The sequence below is a fragment of the Desulfogranum japonicum DSM 18378 genome (assembly GCF_000429945.1).
In the GTDB taxonomy this organism is placed as follows: domain Bacteria; phylum Desulfobacterota; class Desulfobulbia; order Desulfobulbales; family Desulfobulbaceae; genus Desulfogranum; species Desulfogranum japonicum.
This window is the reverse complement of the sequence record NZ_AUCV01000005.1, coordinates 194,139-209,552: the sequence shown is the minus strand read 5'-3', so window position 1 is coordinate 209,552 and position 15,414 is coordinate 194,139. Positions and strand designations below refer to the sequence as shown.

Sequence of the window (15,414 nt, the reverse complement as noted above, 5' to 3'; positions counted from 1 at the left end):
TGCTTTAATTTCAGCGCTGGGGTGTTGACTATACATGATGGCAAGGGACAAAAAGATAGAACGGTACCCATTCCCGAAATATTGGTTCCGGAGTTGAAGGAACAAATGACCAGCGTGGGGGAGCAATACCAGCAGGACATAGAAGCGAATTACAACGGGGTTTTTCTGTTTGATGCCCTTGAGGTTAAGTATAAAAACGCGGCCAGGGAGTTGATCTGGCAATGGATGTTCCCTGCCCAAAATCTGACCCAGGTCAAAGACAGCGATGAATTGAGGCGTAACCATGTCCACCCTTCCTTGGTGCAGAAGGCGATTCGCAAAGCAGTACAAAAAACAAAAGTACCCAAAAGGGTTACGGCTCACACCTTCCGCCATAGCTTTGCCAGTCATCTCTTACAGGCCAATTATGATATCCGTACTATCCAGAAACTGTTGGGTCATTCAAATGTGAGGACTACGATGATCTATACCCATACAGTTCGTGGTCGAACTTTGAAAGAAGCCAAGAGTCCGCTGGATTTTTAAGGGATATCGTTTGCTCACGGCGGTAAATAAGCCAAGATAAGGTTAATATCTTTAATAACTTCCAAGGTAACCTTCCTGAGGAACATTCACTTGCTGTTTCGAAAATGGCTGCCATTGGCAGGTACTATTTGTAACGCACGATTTTGTCAGCGGTCATCAGGTCATCGTTGAGATAGCCCTATAAAACCTCTTAAAAAGACGTAACTGATCACTGGTTAATAACGCCTATATTTCAACTTGTTACACGGTTCACCGTGCAGTATAAAGCTTGTTTGCTATGGATGGGTTGCGTTAGCGTGCATGATTGCGAGAAGTCTGCGCCAAATAATCCGTTACCACAGGGTGCAGCCGGTCTACATTAAAATCCCCCAATCTATCTGACTGTATTTCAGTCATACGCCAATCAGTCCACTGGTTATGAAATTAGCTGCAAAACTGGCGACTCGTGTGAGCTTCGGAACGTGTGTACTTTTGCTGCGGTCTTTTTACGATTGGTCACCGAGCAAGGAAAGTATCCAGGATATGGTGTTGGGGATTGGCAGAGAGGGCAGACAGACCAAACGTGTTCGTCGCAAGGCAGACGATTTTAGCAAGAACGGTCGAAGCACTACAGTGGTTGTGATGTACAGCCTGAATCAGGCACTGACAAACTGGCCAATGGGTCAAGTGAATGCAAAGCGAAGAAAGAAACATTCAGGTGAGATCAAATAAACCGTTGGAACTACCGAAGGCTGCGTGAATTTTATGCTTTACAGGAGATCGGCTGCACCCGCGAGGAACGAGCCAACCACAATCTATCCTTGTTCGCTAGACAAGCAAACAGCGGGCACCACAAAATTCCACGTTACTCCTTTTCTTGACAGTCCAGGCGTTGATATTAATTTCGTATTAAAAAGGTTCTCGTTTCTACCGATAGTGTTGTGGGATCTTGCAAGTGGCCGGACAAAGAGTTCCCCCCTCTACTATGTTACCACAAATTTCATTGTGGCTTAATTGTGAGACAGCAGTGATGAAAAATAAAAAATATACTGTGAAAGGTAATCATTATAAAACAAATGGGTCCATGATTACTAAACTTGTAGAACACATCACTACCAATGAAGACTGGCTCATGGAGAGAATCTTGGATTATGCCATTAAACGTGATTATGCCAAATATACTTCTACTCTAACAGAACCATGGAGACTCTCTATTTCTGGATTGTCAAACTCGCTAGTAAAGGCAATTACCATCAAGGGAGGGGATCTTGAGCTCAATCCTGGTGAGAATTATGCTGACGATCCTGCAACACAGTTTGGAATAACTGAAGCGAAGTTTCACAGGGAAAGAGGCATTGATCTGGCAATGTTTCTTGGGCTAATGAAATATTATCATCAAGCGTATATAGATTTGATAAGAGAGTCTCCTTTTAATGAAATAGATAAAAAAAAATATGAAAACCTGCTGAATAGGTTTTTTAATCGTGTGGAAATTGGATTTTGCTCAACATGGTCAACATATAGTGAAAAACAGATAATTGACGAGTTACAGGATCGTAACCGACTGATGACAAATGAGAAAAACAAGTATCTTACAATTTTTGAAAGTCTGTCAATGCCTGTTTTCATAGTGAATCCGTCTGGCAAAATCGAGGGCATGAACCTAGCCGCTTCGAGATTCTTTAATTTGGTCGCAGAACCAGGTGAAAATTATTACGGAGATGATCGTGATGAATTAGATTTTGTAGTAGAATTTCCATGGCTCAAAGATATCTATGAAGATTTTTTGCAAAGATCTGAAAACAAAGTTTTTTACGAAAAAAAGATCAGCGATCCAACTCAGTATTATTATATATCTTGCTCAAGATCTCTTGATATATCCGATAAATTTCAAGGTTCCATTTTTGTTATTGAAGACATAACAAATAGGAAAAATATGGAAAAAGAGCTTGAAGAGCTGGCTACAACAGATCCACTGACAAGGGCAAAGAATAGGCGATATTTTCTGCAATTTTTCGAGCAAGAAATCTCTCGTTTACAGCGCTACAATAAACCATTTGCTTTGCTTCTCCTTGATGTTGATCATTTTAAAAAAATCAATGATAAACATGGTCATGATATAGGCGATAACGTGTTGAAAAATCTTGTAGTAGAGTCTCTAAGCGTACTTAGAGACTCGGACATTTTTGCTCGATGGGGTGGTGAGGAATTCATTATCCTTTTACCAGAATCAAATGCCCATGAAGCATCTACTGTAGCAGAGAGATTAAGAAGCAAATTATCCAAGGCAGAAATTAGTGGTAAGGAAGGAGTACTGATTACGTATACTGTCAGTATTGGTATAAGGGTAGTGAATCAGGATGAAACGGATTTGAATGTTAATGATTTAATAAGAGAGGCAGATGAGTCGCTATATATGGCTAAAAAGAAGGGAAGAAACCGAGTTGTTATGATCTGATATATCTTGCACCAGTAACAACATATTCTCTCCAATATTGGCCACCAAAAAACTAAATAGACGTAAAAGAGTCAGCAGTCAACATTATGTGGCTAACGCATTAATTAATTGTTGATATTGCCACAGCGAAGATACGATTTTTCCGTCAATCGTCAATCCTGAGGCGTCTAGCAGAAAATTTTATTCTCTCCAATTCCCAACATTTTTTTGAAATTTAAAAGCAGAGGTTTTCCACGAAGATCATGTAATAGGTGCTGATCGAACCTATGGCGTGAAGTTGTCAGACAGGAACCTTCCAATAAAAACAACACTATCACGAAAAATAAATCAATTAGAAGCATAGCAGGAACTGCTGTTACAAGTTGAGCCATCAGGGATTTCCTGGTTCATGATGAAGTCCAGCTTGCCAGGGATTTCCCAACAAATTAATGTCCTTTCGGTAGTCACTCTTAATATTTTTAGTTATCACAGAAGCAAGGTGAAAAAATGATATGTTCGAGGTGATGTTGAATTGAAAGGATTTCTTCATCGCAACTTATGCATTTGCCCCACCAATCCATGTAGCGCAGTATTGCCGCGGAAGTTATAAATGGTCCGCGCGTTGCTCCTACAACGGCAGGCGTATTATAAAAGTTGCCCCTTTTCCTGGCTCTGATTGCACCCGTATCGTACCATGATGCTTATCCGTGACAATATTATAGATGATAGCAAGTCCTTGGCCTGAACCCCTGCCCACCTCTTTGGTGGTAAAAAAAGGTTCAAATATTTTTTGCTGAAGTGATAATGAAATACCGCAACCATTGTCCTCTACCTTGATCTCGCCCCAATTTCCATCACGCCGCGTAACGATTCGAATCAATCCTTTCTGTCCTTCCATGTTATTGCAGTCTTCAATGGCGTGAGCTGCGTTGATAATGAGATTGAGAAGAACCTGGCCGAGTTCATCTCTTAGCCCTAAAACTGTCTCAAGTTCTGGATCAAACTCAGTTTCAAGATCAGCTCTTAATTTCCATTCGCTGCGCGAAATGTCCACACTGGATTCAATGAGTGACTTGACCTGAACCAGTTCGGGCACATCTCCACTGGTATGGGCAAAATTTTTCATTGCACTTACATGGTTGTAATCCGGCCAATGCCATCTTCACAGGCAGCAAGAGCCTGAGGAACTTCTTCCGTGAGAAAATCCAGATCGGATATTTCTATGATCTGCTCAAGTTTATAGCGAAAATCCTGTACTGATAGCTCTTCTTGACTGTCGACAAGAAGGGCGCGACAGGATGCCATGGCCTGCAATAAATCTGTGAAACTATCATGAATAAAGGAGAGATTGTTGCCAACATACTGGGATGGAGTATTGATTTCATGAGCAATACCTGCTGCGAGCTTACCTATGGCCTGGAGCTTCTGGGAATGAAGGATTTCGGCTTGTGCCGCTTTGAGTTCCATCAGTGTATTTTCAAGCTCTTTGGTTCTTTTCTTAACCAATCCCTCCAAGTGGTTACGGTGATTTTCCAATTCGTCTTCTGTTTTTCTACGTTCAGAAATGTCTGTCACAAATGCAAAAATGTAATTTTGCCCTTCATAGGTCAGAACGTGCGAAGAGATCTCGACAGGAAAGACAGCTCCGCTCTTTGTTCGATGTTGTGTCTCAAAAAACAGTGTTTTCTTCTCGTTAATATCTCGGAGAAAATCATACCAGAGTTCTTTTGAAAAGAGGGGGTCCCAATCCCAGACATACATCTGTAACAATTCTTCGCGGGAATAACCTAGACGTCTGCAGGCTGAGTCATTGACATAGAGAAGTTTGGAGTCATCACGCATCCAGAAGACCTCGTCTGCCGCGACTTCCACAGAGAATCTGAAAAACACGGCCTGAATTTCCTGCGGCCATTGGTTGATAGGTCCAGTGAAATCAAAACTGCTGTTGTGTGAATCACGCGTGTCGATATTCTTTTGCATAGTAATGAAAGTCTCTCACGATATTCTTTATAGACTGGTAGTAAAATATGTGTATCTTTTCAGACCGTACTCTTTCAGAGACTAAAGAAACAAAGAAAAGTTGAGGAGTTAACGATTATTCACATATGCAATTTTTCTCTTCTTCCGACGTTATTCAGTATAAATTTTATTACAAACACAGCGATACACTACCGAATAATTACGTAACTAATTAGTACCTGAACGAGAATCTATTTACAGAGTAGATACAACGAGATAACTCATACGTGAGCAGGTGAAGATTTTTTGTATTACAAGCTATATTCATTTTGACAAATGCCGACACACTACGTTAACATGCCGAAAATATGGAATTTATGTGGAATTCATTTAGATTGCCTGCGACAAAAAAACAGGCTGTGTACCAAAATCTTCAACCTGAACCATAGCACGAGACAAACAAAACATCCTCAATTAAGAATAGGTGAAACTCCTATCCCTGAAATCAACATTGATCTCAAATCTCATGATGACATCCCCCCTTGCTTTTGGGGCTTCAATACACTACACCACACCCGATCTTCGTCAGAAAGTGTGCGAAATATTAAAACATCGAATCCAGCCTAATACGGATAAGAAGAACGGCCGTCCCGGAATGGAGCTATGGAGCAATATTGGTTTTGGGAGTACAGAGCACTCTACAGATTTTATCAAAGCCAAACATCAGCATTCGGCAGTAGAATCAGCAATTAATGCACTGGAAGTTCACGGTCTTGACCGATGCCCGGATCATGGGCTCAATGGCTTCAAACGGTATGTTGCCCTGGCAGTACTGGCACGAAATATCCAGCAGCTTGGAGTAAGGGTTCGAGAGAAACAGCTGGCGTTGATTAAAAGACAGGAGAAGGTCAAGAAAGCTGCATACCTGTTGTATTTTTGCAGGATTACCTTATGGCAGTGGGAGAGATCCGTTTAAAATTTGCTGATCACGGTACATTTAAACCCCAGCAAACATTGCGGAGACCATCAGAGTGTTGAAATACTATCATGTGGGAATGATTCCCGAAATTTAATGACCTGAAAAGGGGTTTGCGTTCAGTCACTATTTATTATTTTCCGCGCCCCTAACAACGAGATGAAAGGAAGTTTCAAAAAAGTCTGTATTCTTTATATGTTGTTTGTGTATAGTCACGGAGGAATGATAGTGTGAGGAGATACGCACAGAACATTTTGTTAACACCTATATTCGCATACAACCATGGTAGACAGGCAACAATCGTTCTTACCCGTCATCGGATGGCGGGAATGGGTAACGCTTCCCCAACTTGGTATTCCCCATATCAAGGTGAAGGTGGATACAGGAGCTAGAAGTTCATCCCTTTATGCCGTAGACCTGCAGAAGTTCGAAAAAAACAGTGAGCAATGGGTGGCTTTTACTGTCCACCCCACACAGCGTTCTCGAGTCAACGCTATACGTACAGAAGCAAAAGTACTTGAATTTCGTTCCATCAGGAGTTCTTCAGGTCAGGCTGAAATACGCCCGGTGATCGTCACAGAGATCACTCTGCTGGGCAAAACATGGTCCGTCGAGCTGACCCTTGCAAAACGCAACAACATGGGATTCCGAATGCTCCTTGGCAGGGAAGCCTTTAGAGAACGCTTTCTCGTTGATGCCGGCAAATCATACTATGGGGGGAGACCCAAACGTAATAAACCACGTCAGTCCCATAAATGAATGGGACTACATACATAGAAAACAGAATACATGAAACTCGCCATTCTCTCATGCAGTCCGAATAGTTACAGCACCAGAAGACTCCAGGAAGCCGCTCTGCAACGTGGCCATAATGTGAAAGTATTAAATACGCTGAAATTTGCCATTGATCTTGAACAGGGCAATCCAGACCTCTATTATCGCCAGAAGCGTCTCTCCACATATGATGCGGTTCTCCCCAGAATAGGTTCTTCCATTACCTATTATGGAACAGCCGTTGTACGTCAATTTGAACAGATGGAAGTTTTCTGCGCAAACTCCTCAGGCAGTATTGCAAACTCAAGGGATAAACTGCGCAGCCTGCAAATTCTCAGCAGACACCAGATAGGCATTCCGGAAACGACCTTTGTTCGTGATAAAAAAGATGTCCTTCCCGCCATTGAACGAGTGGGAGGCGCACCTGTCATTATAAAACTGATCGAAGGAACACAGGGAATAGGGGTAATCCTGGCTAATTCCATAAATACGGCTGCCGCCATAGTTGAACTTTTGCAGAGCCAGAAACAGAGTGTCCTGATTCAGAAATTTGTCAAAGAAAGCAAAGGCAGAGACATTCGTGCTTTTGTGGTGGGAGAGCAGGTTGTGGCTTCCATGAGGCGGGTTGCCCAGGGCCAGGAATTTCGAAGCAATGTCCATAGAGGAGGCATGACCGAGCCTGTTATTTTAAATGAAGAATACAGGGAGACAGCTGTCAGGGCAGCCCAGATTTTAGGGCTTCGTGTGGCCGGAGTGGATATGCTGGAGGGTGATCACGGCCCTCAAATCATGGAAGTCAATTCATCGCCCGGCCTTGAGGGAATAGAAGGCTGTACCCAGCTGGATATAGCAGGTTCAATAATCGACTACATTTCAGCTCAGGTAGACTTTCCGGAAATTGACCTGCGTCAGCGACTGACCGTAAGCAGGGGGTATGGTGTTGCGGAAATTTCCATACCAGAGGGCTCTGAGTATGTGGGTAAAACCATTCAGGAATCAGAACTTAGGGAAAAAGATATCCTTGCCCTCACGCTCCATCGTGGGACCAGGGTTATTCCCAATCCCCGCCCCAGTCGTATCCTTGAACCTGGTGATCGCCTTCTCTGCTTTGGCAAGCTGGAGTTGATGCGCTCCATGACTCCTCAAAAAATTCGTCGTAAACGACAACCAAAAATCAAAGATCTGCCCGCACTTCCCGTGGCAGAGGAAGTATTTAAAGAGGAAGGGGCAGATCAAGCCATATCCATTCCACTGAATAACGACGACAAATGACGCAAGGTAAAGAGTGCAGCCAGGAATCCAACCACTGGTTTGGAGAAGAAATTCCTCCAGGTACATCACGAAACGTTTCTCTGGCTGTAGGCGAAAGCTATAGCGGAATGACCCTGCAGATCCAAATTCATATCCGCAGGGCCGCAGCAGAAGGCCCTATACTTTTTGTTACCGCTGCCCTGCATGGTGACGAGATCAACGGCTGCGGTGCCATTCGTCATATAATTCAAGACAACAGTCTCCAGTTAGAAAGAGGAACACTGCTCCTGGTTCCTGTCCTCAATCTTCCTGCCTTTGACCGACATTCCCGATATCTGCCAGACCGGCGTGACTTAAACCGCTCCTTCCCCGGAGATGCCAAAGGCAGCCTGGCCAGCCGTATGGCCCACACAATATTTCACGAACTTGTCACCCACTGCGATTACGGCATTGATTTACATACGGCTGCGGTGCGAAGGACGAATTACCCTACAGTGAGGGGAGACCTGAGCAACCCGGATGTCAAAAAGCTTGCCCATGCTTTTGGTACTGAAATAATCCTGAATACAAAAGGTCCCCGAAACTCATTCCGCAGGGAAGCATGCAAGGCTGGCTGCCCGACAATTATCATGGAAGGCGGAGAGGTCTGGAAACTGGAACCGGTTATCGTGGAGACCGCAGTAAGAGGAATAAAAAATGTATTACGAGACCTCCGGATGATAAGTGATCCTACGGAACACCCCCGTTATCAAATCACCCTGGAGCATTCCAAATGGATACGGGCAGAACATGGAGGATTTCTTGATTTCCACATACGCCCTGGAGATATCGTTGAAAAAAATCAACCCCTTGCTACAAACACAACCATTCTGGGAGAACCGCAGGGGACATTGCTTGCCCCATTCAACGGCGTTGTTATCGGCATGTCAAGCCTTCCGGCTGTGAGCCCGGGAGAGCCTGTGTGCAACCTCGGCAAACTGCCATCACAATACAACCCGGCAAAACTCAAAACCCTGCGAACAACAGATGAAAGTCTGGAGCAGCGAGTACTTGACGAACTGGGCACAAGTGTGCTTGTTATTGAACCATCAACTGAAAGCTAAACTGCAATTTTCGTACAGGTACAGCCTTTTCTCAAAGTATCCCGAACAGACTACAGGGAGCGAAAACCAATAACTATTCAAAGTTGCGCAGGATATCTGCTCACCCTCATGACTGGCTCAAGGCTTCTATACTAGCTGTATTGATCCCTTGAAACAGTCAGGAGAATGAGTTACAAAACCAACAAGATCAGATACTTTGTTTTCCCGGGCCCTGAACACTACCCCCCTCGCAACCAGCTCTATTTCATGCAAGTATATTCAAAAGGTACAGGATGAATTCGACCACACAATTTCAAGTGTCAGCCCTGGACAGAAAGGGTGGCTGGAAAATCATTGAAGGGCCTCCTCCAGAAGACATACCGGAAGACGATACCCTGCTCTATTGGATACATCTTGATTACAACCAGGAACATGCTCTCAAGTGGATCCTGCAGGCAGAGTGGCTGGATTCCATAGTAAAAGAAAACCTGCTTGATGAGAAATCACGCCCTCGCAGCGAACGTATCAATGATGGGCTTTTTTTGGCATTAAGGGGAGTCAATCTCAACCCTGGCTCTGAGCCCGATGATATGGTTGCAGTCAGGCTATGGGCAACAGAAAAAACCATTATCACCTCTAATCACCGCCGCCTGCTCTCATTACAGTATATCAGGGATCTCCTAAGCAAAGGTAAAGGACCAGACACAGCTTCAACCTTTATCGCTCTCCTGATCGAAGCTATAACGCAAAGGAATGAAGACGTCATTGAAGACCTTGAAGACAGGCTCGAATTTCTCGAGGATAATCTCGATACCCTGGACAAGGAAAACAAAGCAAAATTTTCAGATCTCAGAAGACAGGCCATACGACTACGGCGTTATCTTTCGCCTCAGCAGGAGTCTCTGCAGCATCTCATCACTACTCCACCGGACTGGTTGCAGAAAAATTGTAAAAAAAGAATTCGGGAATGCAGTTACCAGTTAAAACGGCATGTTGAAATGCTCGACTCCATCAGGGAGCGAGCCATTGTTGCCCAGGAAGAATTACTGGCACAGCTTTCCGAGGCTTTAAGCCACCGTATGTATATACTTTCCCTGGTCACAGCACTTTTTTTACCCTTGAGCTTTTTGACAGGCCTTTTTGGCATCAATGTAGGGGGAATTCCAGGAGCGAAAAGTACCAACGGATTTCTCCTTTTTTGCCTGCTTGTCATTGTTCTCCTTGGCTTTCTTCTTGCTTTTTTCAAAAAGAAAAAGTGGCTCTGAGTCTGTCGGCAGGATGACCTGTTCGAATTTGCCCAAAAACACACCGCCTTTTAGAAGGGCTTAAAAAAACATATTTCAAGACATTTAGGACCACGGAAAAAATAAATTATCCAATCTTGCTTGTCTCTCAACCCGGTAACGCTGGGCGAAACCGGTAGTTGAGATAGATACAATACCCAGAAAAAGGATTTCCCTCCTGCCACTTCTATGGGCAGGAGGGAAAAGAGGAGAAGGTAGCATCAGCTGTAGCGATAAGGTACGCCGGCTTTTTCCATAACCTTGGAGTAATCTTTGAATATCTGTACAACTTTTGCCGCCCTTGGGCTGATTGATGCCAACTCGTCCCAGAACTCCTGCGCATCCTTTACCACAGTATCCCATTCTTCAGCAGGAATGGTGGTCAGCTCCATCTTTTTCCCTTCCACACGCAGCTTCGCCTCGCCACCCCAGTACCAGACCTGGCGATAATAGTGGGAACTGTCCATGGAAAGTTTGAACAGCTCCTGGAGATGCGGTGGAATTTTTGCCCAACTTTTGCTGTTTGCAAAGTACGAACCGCACCAGGCACCGGTGACATTGTTGAGCAATGCATAGTTGCAAACATCTGCCCAGCCAACCTCATATGCCTCTGTAAAACCACACCAGGCAACACCATCAAGTTCACCGGTCTGTAGGGCCACTTCAATGTCATCCCAGGGAAGGGTTACAGGAACCAGACCGTATCGGGAAAGAAACTTACCGGCGGTAGGTACACCGAACACGCGCTTTCCTTTCATATCAGCCAATTTCCTGATAGGTTCTTTCGTAAAAATGTGCAGAGGATCCCAGGCACCAGCACCAAGCCACTCCACGTTTTTCACTTCGTCATAGGCTTCTTTCCAGATTTTATCCAGACCATAATATTTAAAAAGAACAGGTAAATCCAGACTGTATCGGGTTGAAAAAGGAAAGTAACCGCCAAAAACATTAATATCCACCGGAGAAGCCATGCTGGCATCGTCGCTCTGCACAGCATCTATCACTCCGTTTTGCATGGCCCGGAACAACTCGTTGGTCGGTACCAGCTGATCAGCATAGTACAGTTCGATCTCCATCTGGCCATAAGCGGCCCGGTTAAACGCCTCGATCTGCGGTTTGATGACATGGGCTCCGAGTGGAGCTCCGGAATACGTTTGCAGACGCCATTTAATCGGATTGCTGGCAGAATACGCATAGGGTGCTTTTCCAAAAGTGGTTGCAGAAGCGGCCACAGCACCAGCAGCTACGGTACCGGCGGTTTTCAGAAACTCACGACGACTATTTTGTGGGTTTTCTTTCTCAGGCGTTTCAACGATTGTTTTTTCGTCTTTCATTCTTGCTCTCCTGTTATGTCGATGTTTGCAATTGTACGTACAATATTTTCCAGTGTATAAGCGCTCTCATTACGCCTTCCCGTATATTGCTCAGGAAAGGCGTAGTATGTGCGGTTAAAGGTCAGCGGGCGTAAACCAGATCTGGCAACCACAGTGCGATCTGTGGAAACAGAATGATCAGGACCAGGGCAAAACACATAACCAGCACAAAGGGAACTATGGACCGATAGATATCGGGCAAGGTAATCTCAGGCGGTGCCATGGCGCGCATCAGAAACAGATTATAACCAAACGGAGGCGTCATGTAGGCAATCTGACAGGTAATGGTATACAGGATACCGTACCAGATCGGGTTGAATCCCAGGGAAATCACCAGGGGCACATACAATGGCGCTACGATAACCAGCATGGCTGTATCGTCCAGAAACATGCCCATGATAATGTAGGACAGCTGCATCATCACCAGCACCTGCCATGGTTCAAGCTGCCATTTTGTAATAAACAGGGATTCAATGGCACGAACAGCTCCAAGGCCGTCAAAAACTGCACCAAAACAAAGGGCCGCAAGGATAATCCACATGAACATACAGGATATCCCCAAGGTTTTTCTGACAGCCTCTTCCATAATTTCCCTGGTCAGGGAACGTTTTGCCAGGGCAGCTAGAGTGGCTGCAGCCGCACCAACAGCCGAGCTTTCCACAAGGCTGGTTACGCCCATGAGAAAGAGCCCGGTCATGAAAAAGAAGATCAGGAAAGGAACAATGCCCGCTTTCAGGAGCTTGAGTTTTTCTTTCAAGGGCATGTCCAGTTCTTCCTCACTGACCGTGGGAGCGAGTTCAGGCTGCAGTCTGCACCGGACAACTATGTACAGTACAAATAATCCAGCCATGAGCAGGCCCGGAACAACTCCTGCGAGCCATAACCTCCCCACAGGCTGACGGGCGATCATTCCATACAGCACCAGTACAACGCTGGGTGGAACGAGAATTCCAAGCGAACTTCCCGCCTGAACAACACCTGTAATCATGACCTTGTCATAATTGCGCCGTAACATCTCCGGGAGCGCGATGGTTGCACCTATTGCCATACCAGCGACACTCAGGCCGTTCATTGCAGAGATGACAACCATGAGCCCGATGGTGCCAATGGCAAGGCCACCCCGTAAACGTCCGAACCAGACATGGAACATGGCATATAGATCATCGGCAATACCTGTTTCAGAAAGGATATAACCCATATAAATAAAGAGCGGCAGGGTCAGCATGGGGTACCAGTTGAACAGCTTGAATGCAGCATTGAAGGGCATCTCTATGGCGCCGTTTCCGTACAGCATTAATGCCGCTGCGGCTGAAATCGCTCCTATCGCAGCAAAAATTCTCTGCCCTGTGAGCAGCATGGCCAGCATACCGCCGGACATGGTCAAGGCAATGGCTTCGTAACTCATGAGATGGTAACTCCTCTTGCCTTGGCAAGATCTTTAAAAAAGGTAGAAATAGACTGCAGCAACATCAGGGCAATACCCAGAACCATGATAATCTTTATTGGTATCATTGACGGGTTCCACTGGGAAAATTTTCGCTCGTTATATTCAATGGCATACATGGTGCTGCTGATGGAACCAACAAGCAGTGTAATCAGGTAAAACACGAGAAAGACATTGGTTGCCACATCGATTTTGGCCTTGTTTTTCGATGAAAATCGATCGTAAATCAAATCCATGCGCACATGATCTCCCAGTTGCAGGGAATATGCACCACCGACGATGTAATAGCCTGTGATAATGAATTGGGCCATCTCCACGGTCCAGGATAGCGGCCAGTTTAGAATATTTCTCGTTATTGCCCCAAGAAGCAGCACGCCGATCATGACAAAGATTGAGTACATGGTAAATCGACCCAGCTTGATCGATATGTAATCCACGTATTTAACGTACTGAACAATGATTTTCGGCATAAGCGCCCCCTTCATCCTTTGCCCAAACGGCTTGATCCTTCTCAACCTGCTCCTTGGCTTGCAAGCCATGATTCATAAGTTGCGTATGGAAATCAATAAACCTGTGAGCTTTCCAATTTTGTAATAGCTTGACTGTTTTATAACAAATTTGAAAGAAGCAGTAGACTGCTTCGATCATTAATGACATATTTGTTACACAGATTGACTGAACAGTCAACCCTAAAACGAGACTTTTATGAGATTTCTGTTGCAGAACAGTACACGCTCAAAACCGCAGCGACATAAAAGCCAGTATTTTTAACTATATCAGCGGATTGACGCACATATATGATACAAATACGAATCAACACGTATGATAAGAAAAGAGAAAAACGGCACCTTCCCCAACCATATTTCCATGAAACATTTTGGAGAAACACTTAACCGTTTGAAAGATGACCACTTGTCGAGCGGTCAGGGAAACGAAGTATTTGCATGACTGACCGAGAAGTCATCTTGCGAGGGACGCAGAGCATACAGCATCGTAGCACCGGGCACTTGCAGATACACGCAGACTCAATCAGGAGGTTACCCCGGAGTGGAATCACTCAGGTCAAGGCATTTCAGAAAAAGATATAGAGCCAAGAAAAGAAGCACTCTCAAGCAGCTTCCCAGCGGACCACTGCCTGTTCGGGCGCCCCACAGCCACTACAAAATATGCCCTGAAGAAATTCGGGCCAGGTTACGAAAGGGAAACAACAAAGAGAAAAAGACCGCAAAGTCTTTTCACGGAAGATTGATATTCAATAAACACTCAAAATAGTAACATTAGCCTCCAGTAACGCTTTGAGAAGCTTTCCCTGGGGAGGATAGTCGCATACGAGATTGGTGATCTGCCCCAAACCGCAGACCTGAAAAGAAGCAATACGATCAAACTTACTTTGATCTGCAATAACTGTGAGTCGCTCTGCCTGCGCAATCATGGCCTTGGCAACCTGGGTTTCATCTGCAGAAAAATCCATGATTCCAGATTTCGCATCCAGGGCTCCTATTGTCAAAACTGCATGGTGGGCTCGAAAGAACTGCATCTGGGATATAGCAAAGCTACCAATTGTCTGCCTGTTACAGCCACTGAATTTTCCCCCTAGCAGAAAAGCCTCAGAGCCGTTATCAGCCAGACTGATGATCCGAGCTATTTCTGCAGAATTGGTGATAACCGTCAGGCGCGGTATAGCACAGAGCTTCTCTGCAAAATAGACAGTGGTGGACCCCGTATCAATGAGCAAAGTTTCATTACTGGTAACCAATTGCGTGGCTTTCTCAGCAATAAGGGTCTTGGGACCGACATTTACCCCCATCCTTTCACGAAAGGGGCCTTCGCCGACGGTTGCGGCTAGAACAGCTCCACCATGAAATTTCTGCACTTCACCTGTTTGGGCCAGAGCAGTAAGGTCACGACGAATGGTTTCCCTGGAAATCTTCAACCGCTCAGCCAAATCATTGACCGTAACCCGTTTCTGCTGACGTATAATATCAGCAATTTTTGCCTGGCGAGCACTCGGAGTCATGCACACCTCCGCAGATTCACCGACGAAAGAAGGCAGAGAAAAACATAACTCCACTGTATGTACCGGCAGTGCCGCTGCCTTCTCAAGATTCTCATAATCATAATACTGTCTTCACTGATCTGGATGGGTAATCACCATTATGTCCATGGACGGCGAGATCATTGCTGCGCTGTTTTCCATTTGCAGAGCTCTTTTGTAATTTACCTTTAAAAAACAATTGCCTGGAAACCGCAACAGTAAAAAGAAATAACCGACAAGATCTTACCTTCCGTTGCCATCACCAGAGCAAAAAAATTCAGAATGAAGTGCAAGGG

At 45.0% G+C, this 15,414-nt stretch carries 13 protein-coding genes and 1 pseudogene; 8 read left to right on the top strand and 6 right to left on the bottom strand.

The window, feature by feature from the left end; translation table 11 throughout:
* The 3 genes from G493_RS0106595 to G493_RS0106585 all read left to right on the top strand — a co-directional run.
* On the top strand, positions 1–525 hold a 525-nt coding region (locus G493_RS0106595; protein ID WP_028579740.1), incomplete at its 5' end, for a tyrosine-type recombinase/integrase.
* Positions 526–942: 417 nt separating this feature from the next.
* Positions 943–1,236: a hypothetical protein gene (locus tag G493_RS0106590; RefSeq protein WP_028579739.1), complete on the top strand. Its 294-nt coding sequence runs from the start codon at positions 943–945 to the stop codon at positions 1,234–1,236.
* Between the two features lie 298 nt (positions 1,237–1,534).
* Positions 1,535–2,962 (top strand): sensor domain-containing diguanylate cyclase, encoded by a 1,428-nt coding sequence (locus tag G493_RS0106585; RefSeq protein ID WP_232363721.1) that lies wholly within the window; start codon positions 1,535–1,537, stop codon positions 2,960–2,962.
* Between the two features lie 607 nt (positions 2,963–3,569).
* Here the strand turns inward: G493_RS0106585 and G493_RS31885 are convergent.
* Together G493_RS31885 and G493_RS31880 are read right to left on the bottom strand one after the other, a co-directional pair.
* Positions 3,570–4,067 carry a sensor histidine kinase gene (locus G493_RS31885; RefSeq protein WP_051309068.1) on the bottom strand — a complete coding sequence of 166 codons (498 nt, stop codon included), beginning with the start codon at positions 4,065–4,067 and terminating at the stop codon, positions 3,570–3,572.
* Between the two features lie 5 nt (positions 4,068–4,072).
* Positions 4,073–4,921 carry a PAS domain S-box protein gene (locus tag G493_RS31880; RefSeq protein WP_051309067.1) on the bottom strand — a complete coding sequence of 283 codons (849 nt, stop codon included), beginning with the start codon at positions 4,919–4,921 and terminating at the stop codon, positions 4,073–4,075.
* Between the two features lie 703 nt (positions 4,922–5,624).
* Between G493_RS31880 and G493_RS34305 the strand changes: the two are divergent.
* From G493_RS34305 to G493_RS0106545, 5 genes and pseudogenes are all read left to right on the top strand, one after another.
* A pseudogene (locus G493_RS34305) lies at positions 5,625–5,876 on the top strand (hypothetical protein); the annotation flags it as partial.
* Positions 5,877–6,158: 282 nt separating this feature from the next.
* A complete protein-coding gene (locus G493_RS0106565; RefSeq protein ID WP_028579735.1) occupies positions 6,159–6,635 on the top strand; it encodes an ATP-dependent zinc protease family protein in 477 nt (158 codons plus the stop codon).
* Between the two features lie 30 nt (positions 6,636–6,665).
* Positions 6,666–7,922 carry a RimK family alpha-L-glutamate ligase gene (locus tag G493_RS28135; RefSeq protein WP_051309066.1) on the top strand — a complete coding sequence of 419 codons (1,257 nt, stop codon included), beginning with the start codon at positions 6,666–6,668 and terminating at the stop codon, positions 7,920–7,922.
* Entirely contained in the window at positions 7,919–9,004 is a 1,086-nt protein-coding gene (locus G493_RS0106555) for a succinylglutamate desuccinylase/aspartoacylase family protein (protein WP_028579734.1), read from the top strand. The genes G493_RS28135 and G493_RS0106555 overlap by 4 nt, the downstream gene beginning before the upstream one ends.
* Positions 9,005–9,276: 272 nt before the next feature.
* Complete coding sequence (locus G493_RS0106545; protein ID WP_028579733.1) at positions 9,277–10,248, top strand: zinc transporter ZntB; 972 nt, start codon at positions 9,277–9,279, stop codon at positions 10,246–10,248.
* Positions 10,249–10,487: 239 nt separating this feature from the next.
* Here G493_RS0106545 and G493_RS0106540 read toward each other — a convergent pair whose 3' ends face one another.
* The 4 genes from G493_RS0106540 to G493_RS0106520 all read right to left on the bottom strand — a co-directional run bounded on the left by G493_RS0106540 (position 10,488) and on the right by G493_RS0106520 (position 15,100).
* Positions 10,488–11,600 (bottom strand): TRAP transporter substrate-binding protein, encoded by a 1,113-nt coding sequence (locus G493_RS0106540; RefSeq protein ID WP_028579732.1) that lies wholly within the window; start codon positions 11,598–11,600, stop codon positions 10,488–10,490.
* A gap of 121 nt (positions 11,601–11,721) precedes the next feature.
* A complete protein-coding gene (locus G493_RS0106535; RefSeq protein ID WP_028579731.1) occupies positions 11,722–13,044 on the bottom strand; it encodes a TRAP transporter large permease in 1,323 nt (440 codons plus the stop codon).
* Positions 13,041–13,553, bottom strand: a complete 513-nt coding sequence (locus G493_RS0106530; RefSeq protein WP_028579730.1) for a TRAP transporter small permease subunit — start codon at positions 13,551–13,553, stop codon at positions 13,041–13,043. The genes G493_RS0106535 and G493_RS0106530 overlap by 4 nt, the downstream gene beginning before the upstream one ends.
* Before the next feature lie 782 nt (positions 13,554–14,335).
* The gene (locus G493_RS0106520) at positions 14,336–15,100 is read right to left on the bottom strand and encodes a DeoR/GlpR family DNA-binding transcription regulator (protein WP_028579728.1); all 765 of its coding nucleotides are present in this window, start codon (positions 15,098–15,100) and stop codon (positions 14,336–14,338) included.
* Positions 15,101–15,414 lie beyond the last annotated feature (314 nt).